The sequence below is a fragment of the Corallococcus sp. AB011P genome (assembly GCF_003611605.1).
Lineage (GTDB): Bacteria > Myxococcota > Myxococcia > Myxococcales > Myxococcaceae > Corallococcus > Corallococcus coralloides.
In genome coordinates, this window is sequence record NZ_RAVX01000033.1 from 1 (window position 1) to 18,061 (window position 18,061).

Here is an 18,061-nt window from a genome sequence, read left to right on the forward strand (position 1 = left end):
GCTTCACCGCTCCAGCCCTGAACTCTGGGCTGAAACTACGCCGCTGCCGCCGCTGCCTCTTCTCGCTTTCCGACATCCCACACCCTTCCATCACATCGGGGGTGTCCACGGAAGCGGGGGACTCTCACCCCCTCTACCTACGATCCAAAGGACCCGGAGCTGCATGACCAGAGCTGGGACAACTTCGTCACCGCTCCGCTGCTCCGGTCAAATGGAGGTACGCTGCACGACCCAAAGACAGAGGACGTGCACTGGTTGATCTATGAGCCCGCCTACAAGGACCGTTGGATCAGCGACCTGGCCAGTCAGAAGTCAGCGCCGACCCAATACGAACACACCCTCAAAATCAAGAGCCGACACAAGCTGAACTATCTGGACCACCTCAAGTCCGGCGCCAAGGACCGCGGCTGGAAGTACGTGGGAATATCGATGGCCCAAGGGTTCTGGGACTACATCAACAAGCTCAAGGGCACCAAGGTGAGCCGGGTCTGGTTCTACGGTCATGCCAGGGAGGACCTGTGGCTCTCGCTGAATCACCGTGCCAGCGACCACGTGGCCGTCTCGCCCGAATCCAATGCGATCCTGACCTGCGATGACATCAAGAAGGTCGCAGCGTTCTCCTTTGTTCCACGAAAAGCAGCGACCCACCCCCACAGGTTCTTCGGCTGCAATACGAAGGCCTTCGCAGAAAAGTGGACCAATACGCTCTCGGTCTTCGCGGAGGGCTCCTCGGGCAAGGTGGGCTTCGAGAAGATCCATGAGCGCGGAGGAAAAGTAAGACTCAGTGCCGGCGCCCAGTGGTATCAATATTCTAAGGCGTCGACCCCGCGGTTGCTCCACTTGAAGGCCGGAGAAGAGGTGGATTGATGAAGTCGCGCGGGTACCTGGCAGCCCTGGCCCTGGTCTGCGTCGGGAGTGTGAGCCTCTACTTTCACCTCACACCGTCCCCTTCCAAGCCCACCCCGCCTAATGCCCCAGAGGTCATTCCCGAGTACTTCGCGGAGCAGACCTCGGACTGCGACGTGGACCTGTTGAATCTTTCCGAGTCGGAAGCAGGCCCTTTCAAGCGGGTCCTGCCCGTGGGGGCGAACCGGCCTCGCGAGCGGTTGCGCCGTAATGTCTGGGAGCAGGGCCGGTATTTGGTCCGGGGGCGCTTCACAGGCAAGGTCCGTGAGTTTCGAGAGTGCGCCAGCTTCCCTGAGTTCGAGGTGCTCGACTTCAAGCCCTGGGGCCCCGTGCAACGGTGCGCATCCCCCGGCGCCCTCGACGCGGATATGCTGGCGTATACCGGCGACCTTCCCGAGGACCGCTACGCCGCCGAGGACTTCCTGGGCGGGCCCTGGCCTCCGTCGATTGACGATCGGTCTTGCAGACCCGTCGCCGCCTGCGCGTTGGACAAGCGCCGCGCCGACTCCCGTGGGTCTCTTGAGGACGTCATTGACGGGGAGGAGCTTCCATCTCTGGATGGCAGATTCTGCCACCCCGTGATCTGCGAGCCTGGAGAGAAGCGGGTCGATGCCTGCACAGGCGTCATCTGGTGCTGCCGCCTCCTGCCCGAGGATGCGCCACCGGGTCCGTAGGTCCCCCTCCAGCCTCAAGCCGCCGCGGCCCCCTACCCGTAGTAGTGCGCCGTGAGCTCGCCCTCGGTGGCGAAGCGCGGATAGCGGCCTTCTGCCAGCGTGGGCGCGTCCGGCAGGGCATTGGCGCTGGAGTGCTCCAGCAGCGCGGCCAGGAAGCGCGCGTAGGCCTCGCGCGGCGCGAGGCCGGGATAGCGCTCCGGCAGCCCGAGCCCGGCGGCCGGGATGCGCAGCACGGTCGGCCCTCGCTCCAGGTCGCCCCAGGACACCACCAGATCGGTGAGCACCGTCTGCCGGGGGGCCGTCCCTTCGGGCCCGGCGACGGGCAGCATGCCCACGGCCACCGCCATGACCTCCGTGACGGACAGCGACCGGCGCTGTCCTCCCTGGGACTCCACCAGCAGGGCCTTGTCGGACAGCCCCAGGATGCGACAGGGGATGATTCGCGGGGGCAGCGTGGAGCCCCCGGGCGACTCGGGCGCCAGGGCCGCGACGGCGCGGGTCCTTGGCGCGGCGGACTCCGTGTCCAGGGCGATTCCCCGGTCCTTCATCCGCGCTTCCATCCGCGCCGCCTCCACCTCCAGCTGGCCGATCCGCTCCGCCAACGCGGCGGCATCGCCTGTCGCCATCGGCTTCGCCCGGGTCAGGTATTCCGCCGCCTTCTCCGGGGCGTCACGGCGCTCCAGCCGCAGCTCCGCGGCGCGAATCAGGGCGCGCACCGCCATGGTGCCGGTGCCCTTGCCGGCCGCGGCGTAGAGCGACTCGGCCATCCCAACTGAGTTGGCGGGGGCCCCTTGCTGATCCAGGCCCTGCGCCACGCGCCAGGCGACACCCGGGCGCAGCCGGTCCACGGGGAACAGCTCCCCCAACTGGTCCACCGCGTGCCAGAGCGGTTCGGGGACGTCATGTCCGACCAGCAGTTGCAGTGCCTTCTCCACTCGCGCGGAGCCGGAAGGCACCCGGCCGGCCTCCAGCTCCATCCGTCCCAGGGAGAGCAGCGCCTCGGTGTTGTCCGGATGGTCCGCCAGGATGCGCTGGAAGGTCGCCCGTGCCTTCTCACGGTCGCCGCCGTCCAGCGCCGTCTGTGCCTCCAGCATGCGAGGGTCCGCCACCCAGCCCCCTTCACGCGCGGCGATGGCGGGTGCGACGAAGCGCTCCTCCAGCCGCGTCACGCGCAGCGCGCTGGCCGCGACGAAGCCGAAGGCGAATCCGCCAATGTGCGCCATCACCGCGACGCCCGTGTTGTTGCCCAGGACAAGGAAGTCGAGCACCTGGTTGCCGAACCAGAGGCCCGCCCACAGCCAGCCCGGAACACCGAAGGTGCCACGCCAGATTTTCAGGAGCCAGAAGAGGTAGCCCACGCGGACCTTGCGTGTGGCGAAGCGCAGACAGAACGCACCCATGCACGCCGCCACCGCTCCGGAGGCACCGACCATCAATGTCTGGGATTGGGTGTCGAGCGCGAAGTGGGCAATCCCCGCCACCAGGCCGCCCACCCCGTAGAAGGCAGCAAACAGCGGCCGGCCCCAGGCGTCCTCGAGCAGCAACCCCACGACGTAGAAGAACAGCAGGTTCCCCAGCAGGTGCATCCACCCGAGGTGCAGGAACATGTACGTCAGCCAGCCCCACTGCAGCAGGCCCCGCGCGGGCACGAGCCCCAGGCGGTGGAGCAGGCCCGAATCCCTCGCCTCCAGGACGCTCTCACAGTGCGCGTCGAGCCGCGCCTGGAGCGCATTCACGTCCACGCCCCCGGCCGGCGCCGCTGCCTCCTTCTTCAGCTGGGCCAGCAGCACCTTGCCGTGCGCACTGAGGAGCGAGGTACAGCCCGGGGGCAGCTCCAGGTCGGGATGGGCGAGCGTCTCCTGGATCAGCTCACGAACCTCGCCCTCGCCCACCCCGCCCGGGTTCGAGGGGACCACCCAGGTGATGAAGAAGGCCACGGCACAGAGCGCGGCGATGGAGACGGAGACCCAGGGGCGACGGTCCAACGTCGCACCGTCCACTCCAAGCGGGAGCAGGAACACCATGACAGAAGCCTCACCTCGACGGGCGGGGCCCCCACCCATGCAGCGCTACGCGGAGCAACTCCGCGCGATGCGCATGGACATAGCACGCCGTGACACACGCCTTCATCCGGCGGACCAAACAGGAGATGCCTTCAAACTCGCGAAACCAGCCATGTCGAGCAACTCACATCATCTCGCCAGGTGCACCGCTCACGGAGTGTGAACCCGCGACGGCGATACACCGTTCACGCTGATTGAAGACAGACAAGCAGAACGCGCTGACTCCAGACACAGCCTGAAGAACGACCATTCCCTCTCAGTCGCTTTTCTTGGAGCCCGACAAACCAGGCATGTGGGTGACCGCGATTCCCTCCAGCGTCACCATGCAGTCCTCCAGGGTCGGATCTCCAGGCAGGTCCGCGACCACGAAGACGGAATGCTCCCCGGCCTCGGTCGGCTTCAGCACGAGCGCGACGCTCGCGGATGCAATCCCTACAATCGCTGGCATCGCGCAAATGACGCGCGTCCCGGAGACGTGACACCGCTGACCTGTCCCATCCGTGCTTCGGAGCAGGGTCATGGCCTCGGGCAGGACTACTCGGACGGAGAGGCCCGTCGCGGGGAGGTTGCCTGTGTTGGTGACCGTCGCCGACAGCCGGACCTCGTCGTTCACGAGGACTGGGGACGGCGCCAGGGATGCCTCGAGCCGCACGTCCGCATAGACGAGGTCCGGGTCGCACGCGTCTCCGATGTCGTCCCCATCACGGTCCTGCTGTTCCGGGTTGAAGACAAGCGGGCAGTTGTCCTCGCGGACCCCCAGGCCGTCCCCGTCATGATCCACGTCCGGGACGGCCTCCTTGGGATTGACAGGCCTTCCCGCCGTACGCCCCTGAGAGGCGACCATCCTCTCCGCGCATGCAGTGACCACCATGCATCCGAGGAGGAGCCATCCTCTCAGGCCTGGGGTCACGAATCGTGAGGTGGAGCGACTCACGTCATTCCTCTCCAAGCGCCGGGCCCGGCGGCCCCCTGTCTTCCAGGGGGCCCGGTCCCATCCATCCGCGGCCCGCCGCTACCGACTCGCCGGGGGCACGCCGTTCTCGCCGTACAGGTACGCCTGCAGCGGCTTCACCGCGAGGTCCGAGCGCTTCAGCGACTCCAGCGCGCCCACCGCCATGCGCGCCGCCTGCACCGTCGTGTAGTACGGCACCGAGTGCATCAGCGCCTCACGCCGGATGGAGAAGCTGTCCGCGATCTCCTGCTTGCCGAAGGTGGTGTTGATGACCAGGACGATCTCCCCGTCGACGATCTTGTCGACGATGTTCGGCCGGCCCTCCTTCACCTTCTGCACCCGCTGCGACTCGATGCCCTTCGTCAGCAGGTAGTCGTGCGTGCCCGCCGTCGCCGTCAGGCTGAAGCCCATCGACCGCAGGCGCCGCGCCAGGTCCACCACCGCCGGCTTGTCCTCGTCCTTCACGGAGATGAACACCCGGCCGCTCTTGGGCAGCTTCACACCCGCCGCCAGCTGGCTCTTCGCGAACGCGGACGCGTAGTCCTCCGCCAGGCCCATGACCTCGCCCGTGGACTTCATCTCCGGGCCCAGAATCACGTCCACGCCGGCGAAGCGCGCGAACGGGAAGACGCTCTCCTTCACCGCCACGTGCCGGAACTCCGGCTCCTCCGTGCGGCCCAGCTCCTTCAGCGTCTTGCCTACCATGCAGAGCGCCGCGATCTTCGCCATCGGGACGCCCGTCGCCTTGGAGATGAACGGCACCGTGCGGCTGGCGCGCGGGTTCACCTCCAGGATGTAGATGTTCTTCCCCTGGATGGCGAACTGCACGTTCATCAGGCCCACCACGCCCAGCTCGCGCGCCATGGAGATGGCCTGGTCCTTCATCCGCTCCACCAGGTCCGGCGACAGCGAGTGCGGAGGCAGCGTCGCCGCCGCGTCACCCGAGTGCACGCCCGCCTCCTGGATGTGCTCCAGCACGCCGCCAATCAGCACCTGCCCCGTGCGGTCCGCCACCAGGTCCAGGTCCACTTCGATGGCGTCCTTCAGGAAGCGGTCAATGAGCACCGGGTGCTCCGGCGACGCGCTCACCGCCTCGCGCATGTAGCGCTCCAGGCTGGACGCGTCGTAGACCGTCTCCATCGCCCGGCCGCCCAGCACGTACGACGGACGCACCATCACCGGGTAGCCAATGCGCTCGGCCACCTTGAAGGCCTCCGCGTGGCTGCGCGCGACGCCGTTCTCCGGCTGCTTCAGGCCCAGCTTCTCAATCAGCTTGGAGAACTTCTCGCGGTCCTCCGCCCGGTCGATGGCGTCCGGCGACGTGCCAAGAATCGGCAGCCCCGCCTGCTCCAGCGGCACGCTCAGGCGCAGCGGCGTCTGCCCGCCGAACTGCACGATGGCGCCCACCGGCTTCTCGCGCTGGGACACCTCCAGCACGTCTTCAATCGTCAGCGGCTCGAAGTAGAGGCGGTCGGACGTGTCGTAGTCCGTGGACACCGTCTCCGGGTTGCAGTTGACCATCACCGTCTCGTACCCGGCCTCGCGCAGCGCGAAGGCCGCGTGCACGCACGCGTAGTCGAACTCGATGCCCTGACCGATGCGGATGGGACCGCTGCCCAGGATGAGGACCTTCTGCCGGTCCGTGGGGGGCGCCTCGTCCTCCTCCTCGTAGGTGGAGTAGAGGTACGGCGTGTACGCCTCGAACTCCGCGGCGCAGGTGTCCACCCGCTTGAACACCGGGCGGATGCCGCGCGAGTGCCGGTGCGCCCGCACCTCCGCCTCCGGGTAGCCCATCAGGTTGCCCAGGTACTTGTCGGAGAAGCCGTGCGCCTTCGCCTGACGGAGCACGTCGTCCGCCAGGTGGTCCAGGCGGCCAATGTCCGCCAGCGACTGCGCCTCGCGCACCAGCGCCTCGATGTGCCGCAGGAACCACGGGTCGATGGCGGAGAGCTGGTGCACCTGCTCCACCGTCATGCCCTCGCGGAAGGCCTGCGCCACGAACCAGGGGCGCTCTGGACGGGGCACGCGCAGGCCCTCGTGCAGCACCTTCTCGCGCTCTTCCTTCTCCGAGGGCAGCTCCGGCGACTCCAGGCCCACCCGCCCCAGCTCCATGGAGCGCAGCGCCTTCATGTACGCCTCGGGGAAGGTGCGGCCAATGGCCATCACCTCGCCCACCGAGCGCATGCTCGTGGTCAGCGTGCGGTCCGCCTTGGGGAACTTCTCGAAGTTGAAGCGCGGCACCTTCACCACCACGTAGTCCAGCGTCGGCTCGAAGGAGGCCGGCGTGTCGCGGGTGATGTCGTTGCGCAGCTCGTCCAGCGTGTAGCCCAGCGCCAGCTTCGCGGCGACCTTCGCGATGGGGTAGCCCGTCGCCTTGGACGCCAGCGCGCTGGAGCGCGACACGCGCGGGTTCATCTCGATGACGACCATGCGGCCGTCGCGCGGGTGGATGCCGAACTGGATGTTGGAGCCACCCGTGTCGACGCCAATCTCGCGGATGATGGCCAGCGACGCCTGCCGCATGCGCTGGTACTCGCGGTCCGTCAGCGTCTGCGCGGGCGCCACGGTGATGGAGTCACCGGTGTGCACGCCCATCGGGTCCAGGTTCTCGATGGAGCAGATGATGATGACGTTGTCCGCGGAGTCGCGGACCACCTCCAGCTCGTACTCCTTCCAGCCGAGCACGCTCTCCTCCACGAGGATGGTGGAGGTGGGGCTCGCCTTCAGGCCCGAGCGGCAGATGGCCTCGAACTCCTCGCGGTTGTACGCGATGCCGCCGCCCGTGCCGCCCAGCGTGAAGGACGGACGGATGATGGCCGGGAAGCCGATCTCCTCCACCAGCGCCATGGCGTCCGTGAGCGTCGTCGCGTAGCCGCTCTTGGGCAGCGCCACGCCGATCTTCTGCATGGCCGCCTTGAAGAGCTGGCGGTCCTCCGCCTTGTTGATGGCCTCCAGGGACGCGCCAATGAGCCGCACCCCGTACTTCTCCAGGATGCCCTTCTCCGCGAGCGCCTTGGCCAGGTTCAGCGCCGTCTGCCCGCCCATGGTGGGCAGGAGCGAGTCCGGGCGCTCGGCGGCGAGGATCTTCTCCGCCGCCTCCACGGTGATGGGTTCAATGTAGGTGCGGTGCGCGAACTCTGGGTCCGTCATCACCGTGGCGGGGTTGCTGTTGAGCAGCACCACCTCCACGCCCTCGTCCCGAAGCGCCTTGATCGCCTGGGTGCCTGAGTAGTCGAACTCGACGGCCTGCCCGATGACAATCGGGCCCGAGCCAATCACGAGAACCTTCCGGATATCGGTACGCTTGGGCATCGGGCGCCCCCCATACCAACGTCCGCCCCCACATGCACGCGGTGCGTTGTGGCATCCGAAGAGACCGTCCGATGCCCGCTTGCTCGGAGGACCCCGGCCCGGCGTCCTCTGCTACGCTGCCGCGCTTCTCTCCGGAGGTTTCATGCGTCGCTGGCCCCTGGCCCTGCTCGTCCTTCTCTCCGCGCCCGCCCTCGCCCAGGACACCGCTCCCGCCGCCACGCCCGCCCCCACCGAGCCCACCCCGGCGCCCGCCCCCGCCCAGCCCACCCCGCCCCCGACGCCCGCCCCCGCCGCGGCCCAGCCTCCGGCGGCGGCGCCCACACCGGCCCCTCGCAAGCCCCCGCAGGCCGCCGCCACGCCTCCGGCCGCCGTGCCCATGCCCACCACGGCGCGCCCGCCCACGCCGCCCCTCCCCTCCACCGCGGGCAGCGTCCAGCTGGGCCCGGGCCGTGAAGCCGCGCGTCCCACCGAAGAGGACCTGTCCCCCGAGGGCATCGCCCGCGCGGTGATCCACAACGAGGCGCGCTTCCTCTTCCAGAGCCTGCTGACGGGAGATGTGCGCAACGCTTCCGTGGAGCTGCTCTACCCGTTCCAGCTGGAGGACAAGCGCTTCAACACCCCGGATGAGCTGATCCAGGCGTGGGTGAAGCAGCTGCGCACGCGGCGCACGGACCTCATCACCCTCTACGACATCGAAGTGCTGCCCATAGCGGAGATGGAGAAGAAGTACGGCAAGCCGCCCGCGCGCCTGGGGCTGGATCCGCGCGTGCTCAAGGACACCTGGGCCGCGGTGGGCAACCTCTCCGGCCACGCGGCCATCTTCCTCTTCCGCGGCAGCCCGGACCTGACCTGGCACGCCTTCGCGTACACGGACTGAAGACGCCACGGAGCGCCCGGCCACCCAGCGCACTGCGCGTGCAAGCTTGAGCAACCGCGCGGATACCGCCGGGGATGTCTTGACCTGGGCGCCTCAGCCCAGCGCGGCCGTGAAGTCCCGCAGGCGCGCCAGGCCCTTCTGCAGCACCTCGCGCGACGTGACGAAGCTCATGCGGATGTAGCCCGGCGCGCCGAACGGCTCCCCGGGCACCGCCGCCACGAGGAAGTCATTGAGCAGCGCCTCGGAGAGCTGCAGCGAGTCCGTCAGCGGCTTGCCCTTGTACGTCTTGCCCATCAGGCCCCGCACGTCCGCCATCGCGTAGAAGGCGCCTTCCGGCAGCCGGCAGCGGATGCCAGGGATGGCGTTGAGCCCCGCGACGAACAAGTCACGGCGCTCGCGGTACTCGTTCACCATCGCGATGATGGTGTCCGAGGGGCCGTTGAGCGCCGCCAGCGCCGCCTTCTGCGTGATGGAGGACGCGTTGGACGTGGACTGGTCCTGCACCAGCTGCATGCCGGAGATGAGCGCCTTGGGCCCCGCCGCGTAGCCCAGCCGCCAGCCCGTCATCGCGTGGGACTTGGACAGGCCATTGGACACCAGCAGCCGCGGCACCAGGTCCGGCGCCACGTTGCCCAGGTTGAGGAACGGCTCCCCCGTGTAGAGGAGCTTCTCGTACATGTCGTCGGTGACGATGAGGCAGTCGTGCCCGCGCACCGCGTCCGCGATGCCCTCCAGCGTGGCGCGCGAGTACACCGCGCCCGTGGGGTTGGCCGGGCTGTTGAGCACGATGGCGCGCGTGCGCGGGGTGAGCGCCTTCTTGATGGCGGCGGGGTCCGGCGCGTAGCCGTCCTCCTCGCGCGTGGGGACGATGACCGGCGTGCCGCCCGCCAGGTGCACCATGTCCGGGTAGCTCACCCAGTACGGCGCGAAGATGATGACCTCATCGCCTTCGTCCAGCAGCGCCTGGAAGCAGTTGTAGAGCGACTGCTTGCCGCCCGCCGTCACCACCACCTGATCCGGCGCGTACTTCAGGCCGTTGTCCTTCTCCAGCTTGCGGCAGACGGCCTCGCGCAATTCCGGCATGCCCGCGGTGGCGGTGTACTTGGTGAAGCCCGTGCGGAGCGCGTCGATGGCCGCCTGCTTCACGAACTCCGGCGTGTCGAAGTCCGGCTCACCGGCGGCGAGCACCACCACGTCCTTGCCACTGGCGGCGAGCGCCTTGGCGCGGGCGTTGAGGGCCAGGGTGGCGGAAGGCTTGATGGCTTGCAGCCGGCGGGCGAGTTTCATGCGCCCTGCCTAGCGCGGAACTCCCGAAGCGGACAAGCCCGCTCGCGCGCCGCGTGGGCCGGATGCCCCTGGGGAACGACCCTAGGGTTTCGGGCCGAACTTCTTCTTCAGCCCCGCGTTGACGTTCGGGGGGACGAGCCCATCCACGTTCCCCCCGAAGGTCGCGACCTCCCGGACCAGCTGCGAGGAGATGTAGAAGTAGTCCTCACCCGTCATCATGAAGACGGTGTCGATGTCCGGCGCCAGCTTGCGGTTCATGTTCGCCAGCTGGAACTCGTATTCGAAGTCCGACACCGCGCGCAGCCCGCGGATGACGACGCTCACGTTGCGCTGGTGCACGTAGTCCACCAGCAGGCCGTGGAAGGCGTCCACCTCCACGCGGGGGTCGTTCACCGCCTCGCGGATGAGCTCGATGCGCTCCTCCTGGCTGAAGAGGGGCGTCTTCTTCGGGTTCACCGCGATGGCGACGATGAGCCGGTCGAACATCTTCAGGCTGCGCTGGATGAGGCTCAGGTGCCCGTTGGTGAGCGGATCGAACGAACCAGGATAGATGGCGACCGGCATGGGTGCGTTGAAGTCTCGGCGGGCCCACGGGGCCGGTCAAGCGCACGTCACGGGGCCCGGTAGAAGCTCACCAGGGTGTCCCCGAAGCGGCGCTGGTCCTCCAGGGCGAGCCCCGAGTGGGCCTCAGGGGCCGCCTCCCGCTTGTCGTGCTCCACCATCACCGTGCCGCCCGGCGTCACCACGCCCGCGGCCACCACCGCCTCCAGCACCGTCTCCACCACGCGCGCCGCGTAGGGCGGATCCGCGAAGACGAGTTCGAACTTCTCCCCCTGCTTGCCCAGCGTCTCCAGCGCGCGGACCACGGGCTGCGCCAGGATGGACACCTGGGCGCTGAAGCCCAGCGCGTCGGTGTTCTTGCGGCACAGGGCCAGGGCCTCGCGGTCCTGGTCCACCAGCACCAGCCGGCCCGCGCCCCGCGACAGGGCCTCCAGCCCCAGGGCGCCGGTGCCCGCGTACAGGTCCAGCACGGCCTGGCCGTCCAGGAACTGGCCCAGCATGTTGAAGATGGTTTCACGGACCCGGTCCGCCGTGGGGCGGATGTGTCCGGACGACGGCTTGGGCCCCGTCAGGGCCCGGCCCTTCGCGCTGCCTGCAACGATGCGCATGCGCGCCCTTCTATCCCAGGTCCCCGCCCGGCTTCGCGAGGAACGCCATGGCCACCGACGCCGAGCGGTGCGCCCCCAGCGCCCCCAGCGCCTCCGTGGCCTCCGCGAAGGACAGCGCCTCCAGCGTCTCGCGGGCGGTAGGCGACAGGGCCGGCAGCCCCTCCTCCATCACGGAGAGCAGCTCCCCGGCCGGCATGCCCGCCGCCTGGGCCCGCGCCACCACCGGCTCGCGCACCTCCGGAGGCCAGGCGCGCAGGGCCAGCGGACCGAAAGGCCCTCCCCGGTCCACCTTGCGCACACCCGCGGCCACGTAGCTGGACAGCCCCCGCGCGGGCCCGGTGGAGGCGTCCGCCACCGCCACCGCCACGCCCTTCCCCGCGGCCGTCTCCACCACGCGCCGCAGCAGCTCCACGTCCAGTTCGCCCTCCCCCAGCTGCGCGTCCGACACGCGCAGGAAGCGCAGCGGGACCTGCCACTGCGCCAGCCCCTCCAGAAGCGTCGCGCACGCGTCCACCAGTCCGCCGGAGGACACCTGGGGCGGGGACACCTCCAGCGACAGCTCGCGCTCCTTGAGCGGGCCCACCAGCGCGTTCACCGCCTCCACGGCCTCGTAGGAGGTGAGGCGCGACAGATCCAACGACACCAGCGCGAAGCCCGCGTCCACCACGCGGAAGATGCCGTCCTGGAGCGCGTCCAGCACGTCCGCGTCCGTGGAGCTCACCCGGAGGGGGCCGGCCTGGAGGAACAGGGGCCGGGTGTGCTCGGCCTCCTGCGCCGCCGCGTGCACCGCCCTCACGAAGCGCTCCGGCGCGCCCCGGTCCGCCAGGGGGTGCGGGCAGGAGAGGCCCAGCACCGAGTCCTCCGCGCGGGCCGCGCCCAAGAGGCCCGGCAGCGCGCCCTTGGACAGCACCGGCAGGCACGGCAGCGCCATGGGCGTGGACTCCAGCGCCCCGAGCAGCTCCCGTGGATCCAACAGGGGCACCCGGGAGCCCGGGCCCACCCGCGCCACCACGTTGCCCGGCCGCAGCGACAACACCTTGTCCAGCACGCTCATAGGAGCCGGCGAGAATCCCCGCCCCGCGCCCCTTTCGCAAGGACGTCAGTGCACCTCGCCCAGGTGGGCGTAGGACTGGCTCTCGATCTGGATGGTCGTGTGGTCGATGCCGAAGCGGTCGAAGAGGTCGTGCTTCACCGCGGACAGGATGTCGTCGTTGTTGCAGACCATGGGGTCCGCCACCACCAGGTGCGCGGACAGCGCGTACATCCCGCTGGAGATGGTCCACACGTGCAGGTCATGCACCGCCTGCACGCCCGGCACCTTCGCCATGAGCGAGCGCACCTGCTCCAGGTCCACGTGCGCGGGCACCGCCTCCAGGAGCACGTCCACCGCGTCCTTCACCAGCCGCAGCGCGCCCACGACGATGATCATCGAAATCAGCACGGAGATGATGGGGTCCACGACGTACCAGCCGGTCCACCACATCACGCCCGCGCCAATCAGCACGCCCACCGACGACAGCGTGTCCCCCAGCACGTGCAGGAACGCGCCGCGCACGTTCATGGAGTGCGTCTGGTGCAGGAAGCCCAGCGCCGCCAGGTTCGCGACCAGGCCGATGCCCGCCACCAGCGCCATGGGCCCCAGCTCCACCGGAGCGGGCGTGCGCATCCGCGCCCAGGCCTCCATCAGGATGAAGATGGTGATGACCAGCAGCAGCACCCCGTTGAGGAGCGCGCTCAATATCTCCATCCGGTAGTAGCCGTAGGTCTTCTTCAGGTCCGCGGGCCGCCCGGCGAACCAGAGCGCCAGCAGGCTCAGGACCATGGCCGACACGTCCGTCAGCATGTGCCCGGCGTCGGAGAGCAGCGCCAGCGAGTTGGTGAGGAAGCCGCCCACCGCCTCCGCCACCATGATGGTCGCCGTCAGCCCCAGCGCGAACAGCAGCCGCCGCCGGTCCTTGCGCCGCTCCTCCGCCAGCCCGCCCTTGCGCGGACCGTGCGAATGGCCGTGCGAATGCCCATGGTGCGAGTGGTCATGGTCGTGGTCGTGCGAATGACCGTGCCCGGCCCTGCCGTGTGTATGTGGGGGTGCGCTCACAGGGAACCAGGGTACGCCATTGGCGCCGTCATTCGGACAGGTGCCGCTGGATTGATTTCGGACAACCCCGTAGATCCGTTGTCCTGATCCGCAACAGGCCGAGGGACGCGGGGATGGACTTCGAGAAGCATCAGAATCTGCACACCATTGTCATGTTGAGGGATGTCATCCGCAAGTGGTGGCAGGTGGAGCTTTCGTTCGCGGATCGCAACGGCGTGGTGCACGACTGGCAGCGCGGGGATTTCATCCCGCCGCCCAACGACTTCTGCCGCCACTCGCTGGGGGCGCGGGAGGGGATGCGGCGGTGTGCCCAGTCGGTGCGGGTGCTGCATGAGAAGTTCAAGGCCGCCAAGAACCTGCGCCGCTCGCTCTTCCATGACTGCCACCTGCGCCTGTCCATCGTGGGCGCGCCGCTCTACATCCGCAATGAGTACGAGGGCTTCCTCTTCGTGGAGGGCTTCGCCCGGCAGCCGCTCATGCCCGGAGACGGCCAGGTGCTCCTGGGCAAGATGCGCGACATCGCGCCCGGGGCGATGCTGGAGCTGGAGGGCGCGGCGGAGCGCGTGCCGGTGCTGGACGGCTCGGAGCTGAGCAAGCTGTCGGACCTCCTGGAGTTCGCGGTCACGGAGATCGCCAACCAGGAGGTGGAGCTCACGCGCAAGGAGGAGACCATCCAGTCCATGGCCTCCGAGCTGTCCAACCGCTACCGCTTCGAGAAGATCATCGGCCGCTCCGGGGCCATGAACGAAGTCTTCCGCCTGATGGAGAAGGTGGCCCACTCCGACTCCACCGTCCTCATCAACGGCGAGTCCGGCACGGGCAAGGAGCTGGTGGCGCGCGCCATCCACCACAACGGCCCGCGCAAGGACAAGCCGTTCGTCGTGCAGAACTGCTCCGCCTTCAACGACAACCTGCTGGAGAGCGCCCTCTTCGGTCACACCCGGGGCTCCTTCACCGGCGCGCTCAAGGACAAGAAGGGCCTCTTCGAGGTCGCGGATCAGGGCACCTTCTTCCTGGACGAGGTAGGCGACATGTCCCCCGCCCTCCAGGTGAAGCTCCTGCGCGTACTCCAGGAGGGCACCTTCCTGCCCGTGGGCGGCACCCATTCCCGCGAGGTCGACGTGCGCGTCATCGCCGCCACCCACAAGGACCTGGGCGAGATGGTGAAGCGCGGCGAGTTCCGCGAGGACCTCTTCTACCGCATCAACGTCATCCGCCTGCAGCTGCCGCCCCTGCGCGAGCGCAAGGACGACCTGCCCGTCCTCATCGACCACTTCCTGCGCAAGCACCACCGCGAGGGCCAGCGCGCGCGGGGCCTGGCGCCGGAGGCCCTGGGCATCCTGGGCGCGTACGCGTGGCCGGGGAACATCCGCGAGCTGGAGAACGAAATCGAGCGGCTGCTCGTGCTGGGCGGCGAGCTGGAGACCATCCCCGCGGAGCTGCTCTCCAGCCGCATCCGCGACGCCGTGGTTCCCGGCGGCGGGCCCTTCATCGCCCCGCGCGCGCACGGCAAGCTGCACGAGGCGGTGGAGTCCCTGGAGAAGGAGATGATCCACCAGGGCCTGGTGCGCACCCGCTACAACAAGAGCCGGCTGTCGCGCGAATTGGGCATCAGCCGCTCCAACCTGCTCCTGAAGATCTCCCGCTACGGGCTGGACAAGGGCATCCCCGAAGGACTGGACACGGACGAGGTGGAGGCGTGAGCGCACCGCACGGACAGGCGGTCTCCTTCCGGCAGGACTCGCTGCGGGTGCCGGACGGCGCGGACCTCTACTACCAGGTGCGGGGGGACGGCGCCCCGGGCATGGTCCTGTGCGACGGCCTGGGCTGTGACGGCTTCGCCTGGAAGTACCTGCTGCCCTACCTGGGCCGGCGCCACCGCGTGCTGCGCTGGCACTACCGGGGCCACGGCAAGAGCACCGTCCCCACGGACCGCACGCGCATCGGCATGGCGTACACCTGCGACGACCTGGCGCGGGTGATGGACGCCGCGGGCATGGACAAGGCCGTCCTCTTCGGCCACTCCATGGGTGTGCAGGTGGCGCTGGAGTTCCACCGCCGCTACGCCCGGCGCGTGGAGGGGCTGGTGCTGGTGTGCGGCAGCTACGGCCTGCCGCTGGACACCTTCCATGACTCCACGCTGCTCAAGCGCATCTTCCCCACCTTGAGGGCCGCGGTGGAGCGCTTCCCCCGGCACACCGCGCGCATCGTGCACGGGGCGCTCACCACGGAATTGGTGGTGCAGCTGGCCATCCGCCTGGAGATGAACCCGGACCTCATCGCCCGCAACGACCTGGCCCCGTACTTCACCCATCTGGCACGCATGGACCCCGTCGTCTTCGTGCGAACCCTGGATTCGCTGGCCAACCACACCGCCGAGGACCACCTGGAGCACGTGGATGTGCCCACCCTGGTGGTCGCCGGGGAGAAGGACCGCTTCACCCCCGGCTGGCTGTCCCGGAAGATGGCCGAGCGCATCCCCTCCTCTGAGCTCCTGATGATTTCCGAGGGCACCCATACCGCCCCACTGGAAGTCCCGGGCCTGGTGGAGCTGCGGGTGGAGCGCTTCCTGAGGGAGCGGCTGGGCGTGGAAACCGCGGAAGCCCCCCCGAAGGTGGGATAAGCGCCCAGCAGGCGGGGGGGCTGATTGTTTGCCTGCTGGACACCCGCCTTCATTGCAGGTGGGAAGCCCCCGGCATATAAGCCCCCGCCTTCCGGGTTCCGGTGGGATTGAGAAACCCCGTTCTGGGCGTCTCTCCTCGCACCTTCATTTCCGTTAGTTGGTCCTGATGATCTCTCGCGAAAACATCCGCAACGTCGCCATTGTCGCCCACGTCGACCACGGCAAGACCACCCTCGTCGACCACCTGCTCCGGCAGGCGGGGACCTTCCGCTCCAATGAGCACGTGGCCGAGCGGGTCATGGACTCGAACGACCTCGAGCGCGAGAAGGGCATCACCATCCTCGCGAAGAACACTGCCGTCTCCTACAAGGGGATGCAGATCAACATCATCGACACCCCGGGCCACGCCGACTTCGGTGGCGAGGTGGAGCGCGGTCTGCGCCTGGTCGATGGCGTCATCCTGCTGGTGGACGCCGCCGAAGGTCCCCTGCCCCAGACGCGCTTCGTGCTCACCAAGGCGCTGGCCATGGGCCTGAAGACCGTGCTGGTCATCAACAAGATCGACCGTCAGGACGCCCGGGCCAAGGACGTGCTGGACCTGGTGTACTCGCTCTACATCGACCTGGGCGCGAACGAAGAGCAGCTGGAGATGCCCGTCCTCTACACCGTCGCGCGCCAGGGTCAGGCCTCCACGTCGCTGGACGTGCCGGGCAAGACGCTGGAGCCGCTGTACGACGCCATCATCAAGCACATCCCGCCCCCGCCCCCGCCGCCTGTGGAGCAGACGACGCTGCAGTTGCTCGTCGCCAACCTGGACTACGACGACTACGTCGGCCGTCTGGCGGTGGGCCGCGTGCAGGCGGGCCGCATCACCCCGAACATGGCCGTGTCCGTCGTCCGCGAGGGCGGCAAGGTGCAGCAGGGCAAGGTCGTCAAGCTGTTCGGCTTCTCCGGCCTGAAGCGCACGGAGATCGCGGACGCGGGCCCGGGTGAGATCGTCTCCATCGCGGGCATCGAGGAGATCAGCATCGGCGACACCATCGCGGACTTCGAGAAGCCCGTGGCGCTGCCGCGCATCACCGTGGACGAGCCCACGATGATGATGATCTTCAAGGTCAACGACGGGCCGCTGGCGGGCAAGGAGGGCAAGTACGTCACCTCCCGCAACCTGCGCGAGCGCCTGTACCGCGAGGCCTACCGCAACGTGGCCGTGCGCGTGGAGGACACCGCGACGCCGGACGCGTTCCGCGTGGTGGGCCGTGGCGAACTGGCGCTGGCGGTCATCATCGAGAACATGCGCCGCGAGGGCTACGAGCTCACCGCCTCCAACCCGGAGCCCATCACCAAGGTGGTGGACGGGCAGACGCACGAGCCCATGGAGCTGCTCTTCTGCGACGTGCCGGAGAACAGCGTGGGCGTGGTGACGGAGCGCCTGGGGCCCCGCAAGGGCCGCATGACGGACATGGCGCAGCTGGGCTCGGGCCGCACCCGCCTCCAGTTCCGCATCCCCGCGCGCGGGCTCATCGGGTTCCGCTCGGAGTTCCTCACCATCACGCGTGGTGAGGGCATCATGAGCAGCCAGTTCGACGGCTTCGAGCCGTGGTTCGGCTACATCCCGAAGCGCGCCAACGGCGCCATGGTCTCCGACCGCCTGGGCGACACGGTGCCCTACGCGCTGTTCAGCATCCAGGAGCGCGGCCAGCTCTTCATCGGCGCGGGCACCACCGTGTACGAGGGCATGATCATCGGCGAGAACGCGCACCCGTCCGAGCTCAACGTCAACTGCTGCCGCGAGAAGAAGCTCACCAACATCCGCGCCGCCGGCCGCGACGAGAACGTCATCCTCGTCCCGCCGCGCGAGATGGGGCTGGAGAAGGCCCTGGAGTGGATCGCCGACGACGAGCTCGTCGAAGTGACGCCCAAGTCCATCCGCATGCGCAAGAAGGCGCTGGCCGTGGGCGAGCGCTACCGCGCCGAGCGTGAGCGCAAGCGCGAAGAGCGCGCCGACGCGGAGTAGTCCTTCCGCTGAGCGACTGAAGCTTCCAGGGGCCGTCACCCAGCACAGCGGGTGGCGGCCCCTTCTTCGTTCCATTGGCTGGAGGC

Annotated in this window: 14 protein-coding genes; 6 read left to right on the forward strand and 8 right to left on the reverse strand. The window is 68.7% G+C overall.

From position 1 onward, the window contains the following. Positions 1-246 precede the first annotated feature (246 nt). Together D7X30_RS39435 and D7X30_RS39440 are read left to right on the forward strand one after the other, a co-directional pair. Complete coding sequence (locus D7X30_RS39435; RefSeq protein WP_120568141.1) at positions 247-867, forward strand: hypothetical protein; 621 nt, start codon at positions 247-249, stop codon at positions 865-867. Beyond that, complete coding sequence (locus tag D7X30_RS39440) at positions 867-1,580, forward strand: hypothetical protein (RefSeq protein ID WP_120568142.1); 714 nt, start codon at positions 867-869, stop codon at positions 1,578-1,580. The genes D7X30_RS39435 and D7X30_RS39440 overlap by 1 nt, the downstream gene beginning before the upstream one ends. Before the next feature lie 32 nt (positions 1,581-1,612). Here D7X30_RS39440 and D7X30_RS39445 read toward each other — a convergent pair whose 3' ends face one another. The 3 genes from D7X30_RS39445 to carB form a co-directional block, all read right to left on the reverse strand. Further along, the gene (locus D7X30_RS39445; protein ID WP_120568143.1) at positions 1,613-3,604 is read right to left on the reverse strand and encodes a rhomboid family intramembrane serine protease; all 1,992 of its coding nucleotides are present in this window, start codon (positions 3,602-3,604) and stop codon (positions 1,613-1,615) included. Between the two features lie 295 nt (positions 3,605-3,899). Further along, positions 3,900-4,577, reverse strand: a complete 678-nt coding sequence (locus D7X30_RS39450) for a DUF11 domain-containing protein (protein ID WP_147443426.1) — start codon at positions 4,575-4,577, stop codon at positions 3,900-3,902. 78 nt (positions 4,578-4,655) lie between these two features. Further along, the gene (gene carB, locus D7X30_RS39455; RefSeq protein ID WP_120568145.1) at positions 4,656-7,907 is read right to left on the reverse strand and encodes a carbamoyl-phosphate synthase large subunit; all 3,252 of its coding nucleotides are present in this window, start codon (positions 7,905-7,907) and stop codon (positions 4,656-4,658) included. 142 nt (positions 7,908-8,049) lie between these two features. Here carB and D7X30_RS39460 point away from each other — a divergent pair, with 142 nt between their 5' ends. Further along, the gene (locus D7X30_RS39460; RefSeq protein ID WP_120568146.1) at positions 8,050-8,784 is read left to right on the forward strand and encodes a hypothetical protein; all 735 of its coding nucleotides are present in this window, start codon (positions 8,050-8,052) and stop codon (positions 8,782-8,784) included. 93 nt (positions 8,785-8,877) lie between these two features. Here the strand turns inward: D7X30_RS39460 and D7X30_RS39465 are convergent, their stop codons facing one another. The 5 genes from D7X30_RS39465 to D7X30_RS39485 form a co-directional block, all read right to left on the reverse strand. After that, entirely contained in the window at positions 8,878-10,071 is a 1,194-nt protein-coding gene (locus D7X30_RS39465) for a pyridoxal phosphate-dependent aminotransferase (protein ID WP_120568147.1), read from the reverse strand. An 81-nt stretch (positions 10,072-10,152) separates the two neighbouring features. Further along, positions 10,153-10,635, reverse strand: coding sequence for a pantetheine-phosphate adenylyltransferase (gene coaD, locus D7X30_RS39470; RefSeq protein ID WP_014396068.1), 483 nt, complete (start codon positions 10,633-10,635; stop codon positions 10,153-10,155). 47 nt (positions 10,636-10,682) lie between these two features. After that, complete coding sequence (gene rsmD / locus D7X30_RS39475) at positions 10,683-11,240, reverse strand: 16S rRNA (guanine(966)-N(2))-methyltransferase RsmD (protein WP_120568148.1); 558 nt, start codon at positions 11,238-11,240, stop codon at positions 10,683-10,685. A gap of 10 nt (positions 11,241-11,250) precedes the next feature. After that, the gene (locus D7X30_RS39480; protein ID WP_120568149.1) at positions 11,251-12,294 is read right to left on the reverse strand and encodes a hypothetical protein; all 1,044 of its coding nucleotides are present in this window, start codon (positions 12,292-12,294) and stop codon (positions 11,251-11,253) included. Between the two features lie 45 nt (positions 12,295-12,339). Further along, complete coding sequence (locus tag D7X30_RS39485; RefSeq protein ID WP_120568150.1) at positions 12,340-13,335, reverse strand: cation diffusion facilitator family transporter; 996 nt, start codon at positions 13,333-13,335, stop codon at positions 12,340-12,342. A gap of 113 nt (positions 13,336-13,448) precedes the next feature. On the opposite strand from D7X30_RS39485, the gene D7X30_RS39490 reads away from it, so the two are divergent. The 3 genes from D7X30_RS39490 to typA all read left to right on the forward strand — a co-directional run bounded on the left by D7X30_RS39490 (position 13,449) and on the right by typA (position 17,975). Further along, positions 13,449-15,038 (forward strand): sigma 54-interacting transcriptional regulator, encoded by a 1,590-nt coding sequence (locus D7X30_RS39490; RefSeq protein WP_120568151.1) that lies wholly within the window; start codon positions 13,449-13,451, stop codon positions 15,036-15,038. Beyond that, complete coding sequence (locus D7X30_RS39495) at positions 15,035-15,958, forward strand: alpha/beta fold hydrolase (protein WP_120568152.1); 924 nt, start codon at positions 15,035-15,037, stop codon at positions 15,956-15,958. Before D7X30_RS39490 ends, D7X30_RS39495 begins: the two co-directional genes overlap by 4 nt. Before the next feature lie 166 nt (positions 15,959-16,124). Continuing rightward, positions 16,125-17,975, forward strand: a complete 1,851-nt coding sequence (gene typA / locus D7X30_RS39500) for a translational GTPase TypA (protein WP_120568153.1) — start codon at positions 16,125-16,127, stop codon at positions 17,973-17,975. Positions 17,976-18,061: the final 86 nt, after the last annotated feature.

Coding starts and splice junctions, on each gene's coding strand:
- D7X30_RS39440 (WP_120568142.1), top strand. CDS start 867: ATGAAGTCGCGCGGGTACCTGGCAGCCCTGGCCCTGGTCTGCGTCGGG.
- D7X30_RS39445 (WP_120568143.1), bottom strand. CDS start 3,604: ATGGTGTTCCTGCTCCCGCTTGGAGTGGACGGTGCGACGTTGGACCGT.
- carB (WP_120568145.1), bottom strand. CDS start 7,907: ATGCCCAAGCGTACCGATATCCGGAAGGTTCTCGTGATTGGCTCGGGC.
- D7X30_RS39460 (WP_120568146.1), top strand. CDS start 8,050: ATGCGTCGCTGGCCCCTGGCCCTGCTCGTCCTTCTCTCCGCGCCCGCC.
- D7X30_RS39465 (WP_120568147.1), bottom strand. CDS start 10,071: ATGAAACTCGCCCGCCGGCTGCAAGCCATCAAGCCTTCCGCCACCCTG.
- coaD (WP_014396068.1), bottom strand. CDS start 10,635: ATGCCGGTCGCCATCTATCCTGGTTCGTTCGATCCGCTCACCAACGGG.
- rsmD (WP_120568148.1), bottom strand. CDS start 11,240: ATGCGCATCGTTGCAGGCAGCGCGAAGGGCCGGGCCCTGACGGGGCCC.
- D7X30_RS39480 (WP_120568149.1), bottom strand. CDS start 12,294: ATGAGCGTGCTGGACAAGGTGTTGTCGCTGCGGCCGGGCAACGTGGTG.
- D7X30_RS39490 (WP_120568151.1), top strand. CDS start 13,449: ATGGACTTCGAGAAGCATCAGAATCTGCACACCATTGTCATGTTGAGG.
- typA (WP_120568153.1), top strand. CDS start 16,125: ATGATCTCTCGCGAAAACATCCGCAACGTCGCCATTGTCGCCCACGTC.